Annotated in this window: 19 protein-coding genes; 13 read left to right on the forward strand and 6 right to left on the reverse strand. The window is 58.7% G+C overall.

Annotation, left to right across the window (positions count from 1 at the left end; genetic code table 11):
- The first annotated feature begins 466 nt into the window (after nucleotides 1-466).
- The 3 genes from AB6N07_RS15640 to AB6N07_RS15650 are packed head-to-tail and all read left to right on the forward strand — an operon-like array spanning nucleotide 467 to nucleotide 4,835.
- A complete protein-coding gene (locus tag AB6N07_RS15640) occupies nucleotides 467-1,558 on the forward strand; it encodes an IS5 family transposase (protein ID WP_370674004.1) in 1,092 nt (363 codons plus the stop codon).
- Entirely contained in the window at nucleotides 1,555-1,899 is a 345-nt protein-coding gene (locus tag AB6N07_RS15645) for a hypothetical protein (RefSeq protein WP_370674005.1), read from the forward strand. The genes AB6N07_RS15640 and AB6N07_RS15645 overlap by 4 nt, the downstream gene beginning before the upstream one ends.
- 59 nt (nucleotides 1,900-1,958) lie before the next feature.
- Nucleotides 1,959-4,835, forward strand: a complete 2,877-nt coding sequence (locus AB6N07_RS15650) for a hypothetical protein (protein WP_370674006.1) — start codon at nucleotides 1,959-1,961, stop codon at nucleotides 4,833-4,835.
- Between the two features lie 302 nt (nucleotides 4,836-5,137).
- On the opposite strand, the gene AB6N07_RS15655 is transcribed toward AB6N07_RS15650, so the two are convergent.
- Nucleotides 5,138-5,305, reverse strand: a complete 168-nt coding sequence (locus tag AB6N07_RS15655) for a pyocin activator PrtN family protein (protein WP_370674007.1) — start codon at nucleotides 5,303-5,305, stop codon at nucleotides 5,138-5,140.
- 78 nt (nucleotides 5,306-5,383) lie between these two features.
- On the opposite strand from AB6N07_RS15655, the gene AB6N07_RS15660 reads away from it, so the two are divergent.
- Nucleotides 5,384-6,144 (forward strand): IS5 family transposase gene (locus AB6N07_RS15660; protein WP_370674008.1). Its coding sequence is split into 2 segments (ribosomal slippage): nucleotides 5,384-5,717 and nucleotides 5,717-6,144, totalling 762 coding nucleotides; the frame shifts between segments, so codons are not numbered across the junction.
- On the opposite strand, the gene AB6N07_RS15665 is transcribed toward AB6N07_RS15660, so the two are convergent.
- Nucleotides 6,122-6,244, reverse strand: a complete 123-nt coding sequence (locus AB6N07_RS15665; RefSeq protein ID WP_370674009.1) for a pyocin activator PrtN family protein — start codon at nucleotides 6,242-6,244, stop codon at nucleotides 6,122-6,124. The genes AB6N07_RS15660 and AB6N07_RS15665 overlap by 23 nt on opposite strands.
- Nucleotides 6,245-6,252: 8 nt before the next feature.
- The gene (locus tag AB6N07_RS15670) at nucleotides 6,253-6,582 is read right to left on the reverse strand and encodes a DUF2312 domain-containing protein (RefSeq protein ID WP_370674010.1); all 330 of its coding nucleotides are present in this window, start codon (nucleotides 6,580-6,582) and stop codon (nucleotides 6,253-6,255) included.
- Nucleotides 6,583-6,701: 119 nt separating this feature from the next.
- On the opposite strand from AB6N07_RS15670, the gene AB6N07_RS15675 reads away from it, so the two are divergent.
- From AB6N07_RS15675 to AB6N07_RS15690, 4 genes are read left to right on the forward strand one after another with little or no spacing between them, the layout of a single operon-like run.
- Nucleotides 6,702-6,977 carry a hypothetical protein gene (locus AB6N07_RS15675; protein WP_370674011.1) on the forward strand — a complete coding sequence of 92 codons (276 nt, stop codon included), beginning with the start codon at nucleotides 6,702-6,704 and terminating at the stop codon, nucleotides 6,975-6,977.
- On the forward strand, nucleotides 6,974-7,558 hold the full coding sequence (locus AB6N07_RS15680; protein ID WP_370674012.1) for a hypothetical protein: 585 nt from the start codon (nucleotides 6,974-6,976) through the stop codon (nucleotides 7,556-7,558). The genes AB6N07_RS15675 and AB6N07_RS15680 overlap by 4 nt, the downstream gene beginning before the upstream one ends.
- Nucleotides 7,555-7,761 carry a hypothetical protein gene (locus AB6N07_RS15685; RefSeq protein WP_370674013.1) on the forward strand — a complete coding sequence of 69 codons (207 nt, stop codon included), beginning with the start codon at nucleotides 7,555-7,557 and terminating at the stop codon, nucleotides 7,759-7,761. The genes AB6N07_RS15680 and AB6N07_RS15685 overlap by 4 nt, the downstream gene beginning before the upstream one ends.
- Nucleotides 7,758-8,066 carry a hypothetical protein gene (locus AB6N07_RS15690; protein ID WP_370674014.1) on the forward strand — a complete coding sequence of 103 codons (309 nt, stop codon included), beginning with the start codon at nucleotides 7,758-7,760 and terminating at the stop codon, nucleotides 8,064-8,066. The genes AB6N07_RS15685 and AB6N07_RS15690 overlap by 4 nt, the downstream gene beginning before the upstream one ends.
- Before the next feature lie 103 nt (nucleotides 8,067-8,169).
- Here the strand turns inward: AB6N07_RS15690 and AB6N07_RS15695 are convergent, their stop codons facing one another.
- Nucleotides 8,170-9,369 (reverse strand): IS256 family transposase, encoded by a 1,200-nt coding sequence (locus tag AB6N07_RS15695; RefSeq protein WP_370674015.1) that lies wholly within the window; start codon nucleotides 9,367-9,369, stop codon nucleotides 8,170-8,172.
- A 131-nt stretch (nucleotides 9,370-9,500) separates the two neighbouring features.
- On the opposite strand from AB6N07_RS15695, the gene AB6N07_RS15700 reads away from it, so the two are divergent.
- The 4 genes from AB6N07_RS15700 (at nucleotide 9,501) to AB6N07_RS15715 (ending at nucleotide 11,261) form a co-directional block, all read left to right on the forward strand.
- Nucleotides 9,501-9,758 carry a hypothetical protein gene (locus AB6N07_RS15700; RefSeq protein ID WP_370674016.1) on the forward strand — a complete coding sequence of 86 codons (258 nt, stop codon included), beginning with the start codon at nucleotides 9,501-9,503 and terminating at the stop codon, nucleotides 9,756-9,758.
- A complete protein-coding gene (locus AB6N07_RS15705) occupies nucleotides 9,758-10,285 on the forward strand; it encodes a hypothetical protein (RefSeq protein ID WP_370674017.1) in 528 nt (175 codons plus the stop codon). The genes AB6N07_RS15700 and AB6N07_RS15705 overlap by 1 nt, the downstream gene beginning before the upstream one ends.
- Nucleotides 10,286-10,393: 108 nt before the next feature.
- A complete protein-coding gene (locus AB6N07_RS15710) occupies nucleotides 10,394-10,708 on the forward strand; it encodes an HNH endonuclease (protein WP_370674018.1) in 315 nt (104 codons plus the stop codon).
- A 106-nt stretch (nucleotides 10,709-10,814) separates the two neighbouring features.
- Entirely contained in the window at nucleotides 10,815-11,261 is a 447-nt protein-coding gene (locus AB6N07_RS15715; protein ID WP_370674019.1) for a hypothetical protein, read from the forward strand.
- Nucleotides 11,262-11,444: 183 nt separating this feature from the next.
- Here AB6N07_RS15715 and AB6N07_RS15720 read toward each other — a convergent pair whose 3' ends face one another.
- Nucleotides 11,445-12,434: an acyltransferase family protein gene (locus AB6N07_RS15720; RefSeq protein ID WP_370674020.1), complete on the reverse strand. Its 990-nt coding sequence runs from the start codon at nucleotides 12,432-12,434 to the stop codon at nucleotides 11,445-11,447.
- A gap of 230 nt (nucleotides 12,435-12,664) precedes the next feature.
- Nucleotides 12,665-13,753 carry a tyrosine-type recombinase/integrase gene (locus AB6N07_RS15725; protein ID WP_370674021.1) on the reverse strand — a complete coding sequence of 363 codons (1,089 nt, stop codon included), beginning with the start codon at nucleotides 13,751-13,753 and terminating at the stop codon, nucleotides 12,665-12,667.
- 164 nt (nucleotides 13,754-13,917) lie between these two features.
- Between AB6N07_RS15725 and dusA the strand changes: the two genes are divergently transcribed.
- Entirely contained in the window at nucleotides 13,918-14,865 is a 948-nt protein-coding gene (gene dusA / locus AB6N07_RS15730; RefSeq protein WP_370674022.1) for a tRNA dihydrouridine(20/20a) synthase DusA, read from the forward strand.
- Nucleotides 14,866-14,884 lie beyond the last annotated feature (19 nt).

Genomic DNA, 14,884 nt, shown 5'->3' on the forward strand with positions numbered 1-14,884 from the left:
GAGGGGAACTACGTGACAACTAGCTGATCTGAAGTGAGTGGTCATGAATGGCAGGGCGAGTTTGGTGATGTATCCGAACATCTCAAATCCGAGTAGGTCGCAGTGGTGGAGGCCGACACCTAACCGCCAGACAGACATTTTCCCTTCGATCGAGGGCTGTTAGTTTGGAATTTCCTAGTTTCACCGGATCTAAAAACAAATAGAATTTCATCACGTTCCGGCGAGTTGCCAATTGAGTTTGCAACCTTGCATGGGTTCTCAAAAATATAGGATCTGGTCAAAGAGTGCATGTTACAGCTAACTTGGCTTCCTGATGAATGTTCTGGATCAAAATTGCCTTTCAGAGAATAACCCTCAGATTGGACAGTGACGGATGACGCAGCACTAGCAGGCTGTTGAAAAAGGCCTCGCCTCGTCAATACTGGCATGATTCACTCTGTCCGAACGGTGATTTGGAGGGTGGTGGATGCGGGGTGGAGACGAGCGGAGCGGCGAGCTTTTCAGCTATGTCGATCTTGAGGCGCGGGTTCGGCGGGATCATCCGCTGCGGGTGATCCGGGAGATCGTGAACGCGGCCCTGACGAGCCTGGCAGCAGATTTTGCAGCGCTTTACTCGCCGATCGGGCGGCCCTCTATCCCGCCGGAGAAGCTGTTGCGGGCGATGCTGTTGCAGGCCTTCTATTCGATCCGCTCGGAGCGGCTTTTGATGGAGCGGCTGGAATACGACCTTTTGTTCCGCTGGTTCGTCGGGATCGGCGTGGACGATGCGGCCTGGGATCATTCGGCGTTCTCCAAGAACCGCGACCGGTTGCTGGCAGGGGCCGTCGCGGCGAAGTTCCTCAGGGCGGTTCTGGCGCAGCCCAAGGTGAACAAGCTTCTGTCCACCGATCACTTCTCGGTCGACGGGACGCTGATCGAGGCGTGGGCCTCGATGAAGAGCGTTAGGCCCAGAGACGGATCGGACACGCCGCCTTCGGGTGGTGGTGGCCGCAATGCCGAAGCCGATTTTCATGGGCACAAGCGGACCAATGATACCCATGTCTCCACCACCGATCCGGAGGCGCGGCTCTACAAGAAGGGCAAAGGCAAGGAGGCGAAGCTGTGCTTCATGGGGCACGGCTTGATGGAGAACCGCCACGGTCTTCTGGTCGATGCCAGCCTGACCCAAGCCGATGGCCATGCCGAACGGGTGGCGGGCCTTTGCATGGTCGAACTGCGTGCCGACCGGCCGGAGGCGATCACGCTGGGTGCCGATAAGGCCTACGATAGCGAGGACTTCGTCAACGAGTTGCGGTCGATGAACGTGACGCCGCACGTGGCCCGGAATACCAGCGGGCGAAGCTCGGCCATCGACGGGCGCACGACACGGCATGAGGGTTATGGTGTCAGCCTGCGCATTCGCAAGCGCATCGAGGAAGCCTTTGGCTGGATCAAGACGATCGGCGGGCAGCGCAAGACCAGGTTCCGGGGCATCGACCGCGTCGGATGGGCCTTCACCTTCTGTGCCGCCGCCTACAATCTGGTGCGGTTGCCCAAACTCCTGGCGGTACCCACATGAGCGTGCCAACGGACTGCCAGTTGATCGGCCGCTGGCGCATCATCGAAGCCGACATCTGGGATCGCGATTATCTCGATCTGTGTGGCCCGGCCACAATCACCATCGGGGCCAACAGCCGTGGCGAAATCGCCTTCGGCGCCATGCAGGCCAACCTCGAACTCGGCTGCAGCCGCTCGATGGTCGTCTTCACATGGGCCGGATCAGACGAAATGGACGAGGTCACCGGCGACGGTGACGCCGAATTGCTCGACGATGGCTCCATCGAGGTCACCTTCGCCTATCACAACGGCGACCAAGCCACCCTCAAAGCCATTCGGGTGACTTCTTCAACAGCCTGCTAGTTGGCTGCAGACGCCAGAAGCGCGGTTGCTGGAGTTAGCTTACTCTTCGAGGTGTTTTGATGTCGGATAAAGATATTGCCTACCGCCGCTTGCCCATTCTCATTGGCTTTACCGGCAAACGTCAGCTTCGTACCGGACCGGAGCAAAATGCACGTGCTCTCGACGAGTTCACTGAACATTGGTGCCGCATCGCCCGTTGGCTCGATGAGCAGTTGCCTCTGACGCCGAAGGTGCTGATGTGCGGCGGAGACAGCGGCTGTGATCTAGTTGTCGTCCGCACAATCCTTGAAGGTGATTTTCCCCTATGGTCGGCGATGACTATTGCTGCTTTTGATGGCTATCGTCCCGATGAGCAAGAGACGACCGATGCTTATGAAAAGTTGAGAAGCGAGAATGCTACTCGCTTTTCTGCTGTTGCTCTGCGCAGACTGATGAAGGACAAATTTGATGACAGTCGCCTCGACAGCCATCTCGGCCGAGAGCGTATGAACTACATTAGTGATGCTATAAGCGACGAGCAAAAGACACATAACAAGGAATTTCGCGATGGGCATTTCGACCAACTCGGCTTGTGGCTCGCCCGTTACTCGACGCTATTGTTTGCTGCAGGCCCGGCGCAGCCCGCTCTGATCGAAGATGGGGCAAAACCCGGCGCAGTTGCACGTGTCGTCGCCTTCCGCCGCACCGCCTTGTTCGACAAAATGGCGCAATGGGCGATGGACCGCAGCGAAGAACTGCTGACCAGCTCGGTACTTGACGATCCCGACGCAGGGCATGTGTTCTGGATGGACACTGACAAGCTCGATGCAGCGCAGCCATTGTTTACAATCCTGCCTCCCATCACCTCGATCTACAACCAACATGGCAAGGGGCAACGGCGGCCAGATCATGATCTCGACCACGTCCCTCTTTCGCTTCAGCGTGAGGAGGTATTCAGGACGCCGTTCGTCGCTCGCCCCGAGAACTCTAACCTTAAGCCGTTGACGACAGGGCAGATGCTCGACAATGCCTTGCGCGTGACGCGGCATTTCGAACTGTTCCACGAACGCCAACTTGACTACGAGCTCCGTCGGGATCTTTTCTGGCGTCGGCAACCTGCGATTTTCCCGTTCTGGAAGCGCTGGTCGGCGCGATTAGTGGACAATCTCCTAAGAGGGGAGAACCCGGTTGCTGGTGCAGCACCTTTTGAGCCGAGTGGAAACCCTGCCGAATTCCTGGCCAATCTGCGTTCGTCGGATGCCGCACGCCATATACCGCTTAACGCTCAACAATCACGGCTGGCGGCGACTTTCCGCTGGGTGTTGCGCCTGATGATCGCCCTGTTCTTAGTGGCGGTCGCTTGCCTTGAAATTTTCACAGAACTCGACAACAGCCATGTGCTCTGGCTCTGGGCCTATGTGGCTCTGGTTGGGGGGGTATGGATGATTGCCATCTTCACTGACAAGATGGAATGGGCCCAGCAGTCCGAAGACCTTCGCGGTGTCAAAGAAGTGCTCCGGGTGCAAATTGCATGGTGGCGCGCCGGTATCGACCGCATGGTCGACCGGGTGCATCTGCGCAGCATCGATAGCGATTTGAAGACTATCCGGGAAATCAGCGCTACAGTCACGATGTGGGCGGCGTTGCGTAGTGGCCTTAGGGCATCGGCGACGACCCTGCACTGCTTTCGTGAGGCGCTTGAACTTGCGCACAGAGTCCGTGAACGTTGGTTGGAAATGCCAGGGCCAGACAAGATGGCGGCCCGGCCGGATCTCGAGGCCGCCAGAGACGCTATCACATTCTCTGTAGAGTCGAGCAGGCCGCTAATCGAGGGCGTCAGACGGGCTCACAAGTCATGGGTCAAAGAGCAAGCCTCTTATCATTTCGACCGCTGGGTGTTACAGCGCGGTCACACTTGGCTCGCGGAACAGGCCAGTTCCGTCGGCCTCGGCACCGCGTTGCTCTGCCTACTGACGCTCGCGGTGCTGGTCAGCCACAACGGCTTTGAGTCGATGCTGGACGCGGCGCACCTCTATCCGACACGCGCTTGGCTAATACCGCTAGCTGTTTGGTGGTTCGCCATCGCAGTTGCGGCCAATGCCTTCCGATATCAGTTCTCGGGAGTCTGGAATGGTTGGGGTCGGCATCGCGATAAATTGGTCGATAAGACGGAAGACGCAGTGCGCTCACCACGCGAGGGAAAACCGGAGCATGAGGCTGCCACAGCAAGGTTTCAAAGGTTGGAGCGAACTTCATATCGCAAGCGCTCATGGCTTGCGATGGGCGCGCATGTCCTCGCTGGTATCTATCTCCTGACCTTCGGCTTCGCCCTCTTCCAGCCCAGAGGCGCGGTTGGCGCTACCTTCTGGCTGGCGGCTGTTTGCGCTATCGTCGGCACATTGGCGCTGTGTTTTATCGAGAGCATGGAATGGCAGGTGAAGCACTGGAACGTGCCGCACATCGGATTCTGGCCGCGCGTCGCCGTCATCCACGTTTCGTGGATCGCGCTCGTCGGCACCCTACTGCTGCTTAGCCCGACAATGATGGAGATTTCGCGCTTCGCGAATCCCGAACATCCTATGGATTTTGCTGAAGCGTTCCGCGCGCTGATCATCACGGCAACGACGCTGTTGTTCGCTGGCTCCGGCATGCTGAAGTACTATGTAGAGAAGCGTAACCACTCGGCACAGTTCGCCGAATCCAACGACAGTAATCGGGTATTTTTGCGGCTTGCCGATGTCTTGGAGGAGCGACTTGGTGAACTGGATAAGGCTTGGTACGCATTTTCCTCTGCAGCCGATCCAGATGCCGGACTTGCTGCTGCCGACACAATCTACGACGTGCTGATAGAGCTGCGCCGCTTGTTAGTGGAGCTCGGGGAGCTCGCGCTCGATGAGAACGAAAGCTGGTTGCAGGCGCATAGGGAAAGGCCTGTGGAGGCGATCTCCGGCATGTGATGTTCAGGCAAAGGTCCTTTGGCGGTGCTTTATTGCTAACCTGAGCTGCTAGGACTTGGAGTGTTACGGATGGGCGGGCCTAAACTCCAAGGTCCGTTGGTGATGACGTTCGTGGAGATTCCGAGTCAGTTCGGGAGGTGTAGTGGGAGTCTGCTTTAGCAATTTGTAGTACAGATTCCACCAATAGCCGGTTTATCAATCTACAACCCACGTCTTGAGTGGTGGTAGGGGGGCGACAAACGGTCGTTCAGCCATCAGTTGATGGCGCGTCACCTTCGAACTACCGTCGGACTACCAAGATCTCACCCGCACAGCGCATCCCGTTCCCTAATCGCCGCAGCCCTTCGCTTGTCCAGATACTCAGCCAGGTCGGAGATATGCACGCCCTTGGCGGCCTTTTGGCTGCCTTCGATTCGGGTGACGGGGAGGTCGATTTCGCCAGCCATTACTTTGCGGAGGAGCTTCGGCATCGTTAGGCTCAGGACCTATTAAATTGGTTGCGGTCGCAAAGATTGGTTGATTCAATAGCAGCGTGAGGAGGCGTTGCGATGAGTGATCTGATCTGGCTGTCGGAGGCGCAGATGCGCCGGATCGAGCCCTATTTTCCGTTGTCACACGGGGTTCCGCGCGTCGATGATCGGCGGATCATCAGCGGCATCATCTTCGTGATCCGCAACGGCCTGCGGTGGCGCGATGCACCTGCCGAGTACGGGCCGCATAAGACGATCTACAACCGCTTCATCCGCTGGAGCCGGCTCGGCGTGTTCAACAAGATCTTCGCCGGGCTCGCCGCAAAGGGCGGGAAACCCGACCAACTGATGATCGATGCAACCCACCTAAAGGCGCACCGGACCGCAGCCAGCTTGCTCAAAAAGGGGCTGTTCCCCGACGTATCGGACGCACCAAAGGCGGCCTGAACTCGAAGCTCCATGCCGTGTGTGACGCAAAGGGCAGGCCGCTGGTCATGCTCCTGAGCGAAGGCCAGATGAGCGATTACAAAGGGGCGGCGCTCATGATCGACGCCCTGCCCAGGGCCAAGGCCCTGCTCGGCGACCGAGGCTACGATGCAGACTGGTTCCGCGTGGCACTTGCACAGCGTAAGATTGCCGCCTGCATCCCTTCAAGGCGCAACCGTAAGATCCAGATCCCCCACGATGTCGCGCTTTATCGCCAGCGCCACAAGATCGAAATCATGTTCGGCAGGCTCAAGGATTGGCGGCGAATCCACACACGCTATGATCGCTGCGCCCACACCTTCATGTCAGCGATCTGCATCGCAGCCACCGTCATCTTCTGGATAAATCAATGAGTCCTGAGCCTAGGTGGGGGAAGAAGTCGGCGCGGACCTTGTCGAGCGGGATGATGACGGCGGCGTTGTATTGCGCCATGAGGAGGAAGAGGGTGTTCATGGTTCGCCTCAGATCATTCCGATTGCGTTCATGTAGAGATCGAGGATGGCTTCGGAGGCTTGGCGTTCCTCGGGATCGAGCTTGCGAAGCTTGATAATGGCGCGCAGGGCTTTGGCCGAATAGCCGCGCCCCTTCGCCTCGGCGAGCACGTCTTTGATGTCGTCGCTGAGTGAGGACTTCTCTTCCTCAAGGCGTTCAATCCGCTCAATGAAGCGTAGGATCTCCTCGGCGGACACGCCCATTTCCTTGGGGGTGAAGGCTTCCTCCTGTTGCCCTTTCCGGGCTCGCCCTTTCCTTTGGCTTTCCTGGCTATCGGCTGACACGCTCTCGATTTCCATAGTGACCTCACGAAGGAAGGGAGCGGCGCGCCGGGGCTGTTTAGGCGAAGGAGCCTCCGGCGCTCGGCGCGCATGTCGCTCGCCAATTCCAAAGTGCGGGTGGTGAAGGGGGGCAGGCAATGACCGGCCTGTTCCAAGCCGCCGACCTTGCGGCGCGACCGGCGCCGAAGCCGATTACCGGCCTCGCGGCGCTGAACCCCTCCGGCCGGTTCGAGCGGCATGGCAAGGCCGTGTTGTTCGTCCACCACTGCGCCAAGTGCGGCTCGGTTGACGCACCCTTCGGCTACCTCTGCCACCTCGGCCCGGCGATGGATGCAGGCGACGCGCGAAAGGCCGGCATCTGGCTTTGCGCCGAGTGCCGAGACGTAGTGCTTGCCGAGGAGGATGCAGCGTGAGCAGCCTCAACTTTTTTCTCCGCGGTGCCGTGCTCGGTCTTTGCCGCGAGCGGGTTCCGCTTGGCGTGCAGGCTCGCGGACTGAAGCTGTCCCGGCATGACGTCAAAGCGACGGCGCTTGATTTCCTCGCAAAGGGGATGATCGGCGAGTTGCCGGCGGACGATATCAGGGCAGGGCGCGCGTTCTCCTGGCCGGAAACGACGCTACCCGACGCGCCTGCCTTCACTGAAGACGTGCCGGATTTGTCGGAAAGCCAACCGCCAAAGGTGGAGCCGGTGCCGTGTCTCGCGAGTCAACCAGTCGGCGCCGTTTCGAAGATTCGCTATTGGCAGGGGCGTGTTGTGTCGTCGCGCCATCTCGTAGGGCTCGACTTGCTCGCAGGCGCACCGCCGAGCATGCCGGTTAGCGCCGATGGCATGAGCGAGTGTTTGCAACAGGCGGGTTTCTCGGGTTCGCGGAAGTCCGTGCAGGTGTTGGTGACCGAACTTCGCCGCATGGGGTTCGTGGTCAAATACCTAGCCGGCCTGGGTTATGTGCTGGACGATGGCTCCCGAGCCAAGTGGCTGGGGAGGGCGCGATGACCGACCTTCATTGCGAGCCGGCTTTTCGGCTGGTCAACCTGCGTTCGGCGCTGTGGAGCATCCTTGGCCTACCGCCAAGCTCGACCGATGGGGAAATCATCGCGGCTGTGCGGGAGCGTGCGTCTGGTCCAATGGAAGCGCAGCTCGGCCAAGGCGTGGCTCATGCGTTCATTCTCGCCGTCATAGATGAGGATGCACCATGACGGACGCCGTATCCGGCAGGCGTTCAAAGCCGTCGATCGACGATCAGATTGCCGCCATCAGGCAGTTGATCGACGCCGAGACGACGCGCCTGGAGTTCAAAGTTTCACGTGGGCTGATGCGCGCGGACACGGCGCAACGGCGGCTCGACGTGCTCGGCGCCGCCTTCGGCACGCTGACCTTTGTCCGGCGCTACGGCGCGTCCATCCGAACATGCATTGAAGCCGAACGCGCGTTCGCGAAAGAGCGCGCGGCGGAAATAGAGGCTTTGCAATCAGGTTACGAAGCCGAAAGGGAGGCCGCATGAGCGGGCCGCGATATTCCATCATTCCAGCGGCGGCCGTGATCATGTCCCGCAGCGTGGTGTAATTGCGGCTTGGCCTCGACGCTTTCCGGCAGCGCCTGGATAATCAGCGTGCCACAGCTGGCAAGCTGACGAGTGGATCATCGCTGATCTGACCGATGGTTTCTAGTGTCATGTATCTGGAGCGCTGCACGGCCCACTCGTCGTTCTGTTCGAGCAGGATCGCCCCGACCAAGCGGGTGATGGCATCCTCGTTGGGGAAGATGCCGACGACCTCGGTGCGGCGCTTGATCTCGCCATTGACGCGCTCGATCGGGTTTGTCGAGTGCAGTTGGACCCGATGCTCCCTGGGGAAGGTCATGTAGGCCAGCACGTCGGTCTCGGCGTCGTCCATGATGGCAGCCAGCTTGGGCACTTTGGGGCGGATCTGATCGGCGACGGCGCGCCACTGGCTGCTTGCCGCCTCGGCGCTCTCCTGAGCGAAGGCAGTGGCGATGAAGGCACTGGCGACCCGCCGCCCGCTCTTGCCGGCATGGGCCAGCACGTTGCGCATGAAGTGGACGCGGCAGCGTTGCCAGGTGGCGCACAGTACTTTGGTGACGGCGGCCTTGATGCCTTCATGAGCGTCCGAGACGACCAGCTTGACCCCGCGCAGCCCTCGGCGCGTGAGCTTGCGCAGGAACTCGGTCCAGATCGGCTCGGCCTCCGAGGTGCCGATCTCCATGCCCAGCACCTCGCGCCGGCCGTCGGTGTTGACGCCAACCGCGATGATGGCGGCGACCGAGACGATGCGCCCGCCACGGCGAACCTTGAGGTAGGTGGCGTCGATCCACAGGTAAGGCCAGTCGCCTTCGATCGGTCGATCGAGGAAGGCCTTCACCTTGCCGTCGATCTCTTCGCACAGCCGGCTGACCTGGCTCTTGGAGATGCCGCTCATGCCCATCGCCTTGACGAGATCGTCGACCGAGCGCGTCGAGATGCCCTGGACATAGGCCTCCTGGATGACGGCCGTCAGCGCCTTCTCAGCCATGCGGCGCGGTTCCAGAAAGCCCAGGAAGTAGCTTCCCTTCCGCAGCTTAGGGATGCGCAACTCGACCGTGCCAGCCCTCGTCTCCCAACCCCGCTCGCGGTAGCCATTGCGTTGCGCCAGGCGGTCGAGGCTCTTCTCGCCATAACCCGCGCCGGTGGCGGCACCCACCTCCAGCTCCATCAGCCGCTCAGCGGCATAGCCGATCATCTCGCGCAAGATATCGGCGTCAGGGGTCTTCTCTACCAGCTTGCGCAGGTTCATCATCTCGTCGGTCATCGGTAGCCCTTCCGGTATCAGGTTGGTGTAAGCAACCAGACCCTACCGAAAACCGCCGATGACCACCTACCTACTCAGCTACACCACCACCGGGGACACGATCTTCGCCGACGGCTGGCAAGGCAAAATTCATGGCTCAACAGGCGGAACGAGGGCAGGGAGTCGCTGTGCTGCTTGCCGAGGCTCAAGCGATGGAGGCTGCATCGACGGGGTTCGCCTATGTGCTGGTCGCATCGCCTGACTTCGTGGCTTGGCGCGAGTGGTTTGCCGATCGGGGCTTCAGGCTTCCACGGCCGGCGAAGGTCGATCGGATCTGGTTGCCATCGGCTAGGCCGCCGGAGGAGCCGGCAGGCGGACAATCTCAGGCAACACAGCGCGAGGGCGTGTGATGACAGCTAATGCAAGAATTGAGGTATCCGTCGCAAGCCCTTGGTTTGAGAACAAAACGGATCGGGTTCTGGTTCGCGCTTCGGAGACGATCCGCCGCCTTGCCGCCAAGGCACCGGAGCGCGGAGGCCTAAGCCGCCTTGCTGTTGTCGCCGCCGGTTACGTTGTGTCGCTTGCCGAGGCGGCGCAGGCGAGTGGTTCCTCGGCGATCGACTATCGCGTGATCCGGGTGGACTGCTCGACCAAGTCATACGACGGGCCGGCTGGTACCATTCTCGGTGCAAAGACCGAGCTCGCGATGATCGCTGCCTACATCGGGCAACCCGACTGGTCGATCCCGATGGCGATTTGCGTGGAGGGGCGAACGATCGAAGAGGCCGCCATGGCTTGGCCTACGGTTAAGGTATTGAATGGAAAGGCGGACAAGGAGACATGCGCCGCGATTGGGCGCCGTGTGCGAGACGCCCTGTGCCTCGTCGGTGAAAGGTTTGTCCCCAACTCGATGAAACCCCGCCTGGGCTCGCCTTGACTTCTCCGGGGAAGATCATCAGTTTTTGCCACATTAAAGAATTGCGCCTTCGGGCAATGAAGCCGGGTTGGTCCTCCAGCCTGGCTTTTCAATTGGACCAAACCCAACATGGCAAAGCTCACGAGGCTGAAGGGCATTGCCCCTCGGCTTGATACCTCGTCGGCTCGGTTGCCGCCGAAGACGGCCGACGCCTACTACCACACGTCCGCATGGCGGGATCTTCGCGAGCAGTGCCTCGTTCGCGATGGCTTCGTCTGTCAGCTCGCCTTGCCGGGCTGCATCCACACGGCAACCATCGCTGACCACATCGTGAGCCGCCGCAATGGTGGCGCCGATGACCTGTCGAACCTCCGGGCTGTCTGCCGCCCCTGCGACAACCGCCTGAAGGAGAACCACCTCGGCGAGCGGCGCGGTCGGGGCTGAGCGCCTGTGAAACACCCCGTTTCACGCGAGGCGGGGGGCGGGGTCGAACTCTGAGGGGGCCTAACCCTCCCAACCGGCATAGATCTCACGCGGAGATTTTTTTCTAATGGCACTGGATTTTGACCTGCTCGGCGACCCGATCCCCGAAGGGTTCGGCAAGCGTGGTCGGCCAGTCCATACACCGACCGACGAAAAGCGTAGACTTGTCATACAGTTGATGGCTTTCGATTGGTCGGTCGAGCAGATCTCGGCGGCGCTTTCGATCACGCCACCAACTTTGCGCAAACATTATTTTCGGGAGCTGAAGTCGAGGGCCGAAGCCCGCTTCCGGGTGGAAGCAAAGCTGATCACAGCGCTGATGACCGAGGCGGAAGCCGGTAACGTCTCGGCGATCGACAAATACTTCAAGCGCTTCGAAAAGCATGACACCCGCGTGCCGAAGTCAGCGCAGGGCAAGGCGCCGAAGGCACAGCCGCTTGGCAAGAAGGAAGAGGCGGATCGCCTCGCCAAGACCGCTCACGAGAACTCAAGCTGGGGGCAATTGGTCAACTGATGCTGTGGGATTTCTCGTGCCAAGACTGGGAGACCCGGCTGCGGCGCGGGGTCTCGCTCGTGCCGGATCGACGTATGCGCCGACGTTCATTAAGTGGGTGACCGTAGGAAAATGAAAGCCGGTCGACCTATTCCGCGCCCTGTTCCATGTCGATTCAAATACTTGGGGCCGGCAGAATGGAAATCAAATCACGACGGCGATCGCTGGTTGCGGATCGTCGCGACGTCGGCCGAAACGAGTCATAATAGGTTTCTCTATGTAAATATGGGATATTGACCCAATAATAAAGGATATTATAGCCACTATTGAAAACAATTTAACTCCGTAATCCAGGTGGAAAAACTGCGTTACAACTAGATATACTAAATAATGAGACAAGAAAACAGCGTAGCTTAAGTTTCCAGAAAATCTCTCAATCTTTGATGACGGCATTTTTCTCGATAATTCGAGCGATGGAATTCCAATTAAGAGACCGATAACGATCTCTCGATTGCTGTTTAGCTCCCAGAGGGACGGAATACTAAACATTATCACAAACAGTATAACTGAACACATCCACGCTGACCAACGAAATACACCCCAAAATAATCCCTCGCAGGCGAAGGACATGCCTATGAGAAAAATATATAACGTGCCCGAAAGATGACGATAAGCGTAATGGTCGGTATCAATAATGCCGAGATAGGCCTGGAGATAAACTGAGACTGACAGTGTAAAGATCGCTAGCACCACCCATCGATTCCAAAATATGATAATAAACGGCAAGACTACATAAAACACTAACTCCAGAGACAAGCTCCAGCTTTGAGGCAGAAGCGTGCAGAGATGCCAGGGAGCAATTTGAAAATATAGAGGAACAATGGCAACATTCAATCCCATCAATTCAGGTGTACAGCTCTGATGAAATCCGATATTTTGCGCGTTGAAAAGAATCCATAATATAGAAATCGCGGCAAAGAAAATATATAGCGGATATATTCTCAGCGCCCTGTCAATATAAAAGGGAAAAATTCCGCCTAACGACGAGTATTTTTTATTCACTAAATTGTACATCGCATGGCCGCTAATTAGAAAGAATCCAATAACGGCAGATTTTCCGACATTAAAACCAATCTGGAATGCGGTGTGACTAAAGACAACGCACAAAGCGAGGAACAATCTATAGTAACCCATTAGGATCGCCGTCTCATCTATATCTAGTTTCGCATTACGGATCGCATGAACAAAAATGAAAAACAAGCATTCATAGAACGTGAGTTGGCAGCCAGGAAATGGCTCGAATTGCGCCTTTAAAGCGGTAATGATTCATCCTGCAGTGTGCAATCGATAAGGGGGCGTTTCGCCGCCCAAAACCGGTCCATCCACCATCTCAGGCCCACCAAAGGCGGTGCGACATTAAAGCGTCACTGGGAAGTCTGAGCTACCTTATCAAGCCACCCCCAACCAGCCCACTTGTCTCCGACTTGCCGCAAGTGAGTATAGCGCCTGAGGGTGTTCCAGGAGCGATGCACCGATACGGCTGCGACGCGAGGTAGGCTCAAGCCCATCTCGAACAACCGGGAAACCCCCTCGTGCCGAAGGTCATGAAAGTGCAGATCCTCAATGTTAAGGAGTGCAACCGAGCGCGTGAAAGCGGCGCCGATGGCGTCCGTGCTGAAAGGGAAAATGCGCTCTTGGGTTCGATCCATTGACTGGATGATCCGCAGCGCGGGAACCGGGATATCGCACCAGACGTTGTTACCTTCTTTTTCTCCGGGGTTCTTCATATCGCGGACCAAGATCCTTGACCCCTCCTCATCGAGGTCGGTCCCTCGAAGGAGGGTGATTTCTTCGAGGCGACGCGTTGAGAACATCGCGAAGGGCGCCACCTTGTGCATCGGGTTTGATGAGGGGCGTTTGGCATGACCCTTCGCAAAGTGGGCCATGAGCTTATCCATCTCATTAATCGTCGGCCGGCGCTCACGAACCTTGGACCGTCCTGTCAGGCCCAAAGCTTTTCCGACGATGAATGCGTCCTGCACCGCACTGTAGTTGAGCTCGTAGCCCCACGCCGGCCGGGCGATACGGAACACGGCCGATAGGTGCGAGAGATAGTTCGAGACTGTGGATGGGGCTCGTGTTTTTCTAAGCTCCGTCGCGAAGGCCGTAATCTGTTGGCTCCCGATCTCAGGGCAGGGTATGTCCGCGATATCGAAGCTTTTGATTGTCTCCAGGACTTGGGCCTTGGTTTTGCCGATAGGGCGGATGCTTTCTCGAACATATTTGTCGATGGCATCGGCGAGGGTTGCTGACCGCCTTGCCGACTTGGCGGAAGCCAGCGCACCCGGCTGAGCCAGCTCTGCCTCACGTTTCTTCAGCCAAGCGTTCGCGGCGGGGCGGCGTTCAAACGTTCTATTCTCGCGGAACACAATTTTCCGGTCGCGCATAATCATGATTTGCGCCATATAGGCGACCGTTCCGTCTTTTCTCTTCCGCTCGATAATCGAACCCATTTACAACATGGCCTCTGGCTTTACGACATTTGTTGTAAACGGTATCGCAAACGAGCCTGGATCACAACTTACGAGACCAAATCGGCATGCAAGGTAGCCTCGGAAATCCGCAGAATTCAGCGAATTCCCTGTACTCCTCGGGGCCGATTTTTGCCGTAGCACCGATGCTCGATTGGACGGACCGCAATTGCCGGCTGTTCCATCGGCAGCTGAGTGCGCATGCGCTGCTCTATACGGAGATGGTGACGACGGCGGCGATCCGCTTTGGCGATCGGGAAAAGCTGCTGGGCTTTTCCGGCGAGGAACATCCGGTTGCGCTGCAGCTTGGCGGGTCCGATCCGGCCGAGTTGGCGTTTGCCGCCAAGGTGGGCGAGGATTGGGGCTATGACGAGATCAACCTCAACGTCGGTTGCCCATCCGATCGCGTGCAATCCGGCCGGTTTGGCGCCTGCCTGATGCTGGAGCCGGCGCTCGTCGCCGACTGCGTCGCGGCGATGCGCGCGGCGGTCAGTGTGCCGGTTACCGTTAAATGTCGCATCGGCGTTGATGATCAGGACCCCGAGGAGGCGCTAGACAGGCTCGCCGACGCGGTGATCGCTGCTGGTGTTTCAGCCCTCTGGGTGCACGCCCGCAAGGCATGGCTGAAGGGCCTCAGCCCCAAAGAAAACCGGGACATCCCGCCGCTCGATTACGACCGCGTTCGCCGCCTCAAGACGCGGCACCCGGATGCGTTCATCGGCATCAACGGCGGTATCAACGATCTTGACGCCGCCCTCGATCTTCTGAAGACGCTCGACGGGGTCATGCTGGGGCGCGCTGCCTATCAGGAGCCGGCACTGCTCGGCTCGGTCGATCGGCTCGTCTATGGCATGGCTGACGGCGACGCCGATCCGTTCGTCGTGGTGGAGCAGATGCGGCCTTACATCGCCGTTCACCTGGCCGCTGGCGGCCGGATGTCGGCCTTTACTCGCCATATGCTTGGTCTCTACCACAAGGTCCCGGGCGCTCGCGCCTGGCGCCGCATCTTGACCGAGGGGGGCGTCAAGGAAGGCGCTGGCCTCGAGGTCATCGACGCGGCTCTTGATGCGCTCCAGCGCCGCAAGGCCGCTTGATACCGGAAAGTTTGTCTGC

Origin of the sequence: Pleomorphomonas sp. PLEO (genome assembly GCF_041320595.1) — a bacterium.
Lineage (GTDB): Bacteria > Pseudomonadota > Alphaproteobacteria > Rhizobiales > Pleomorphomonadaceae > Pleomorphomonas.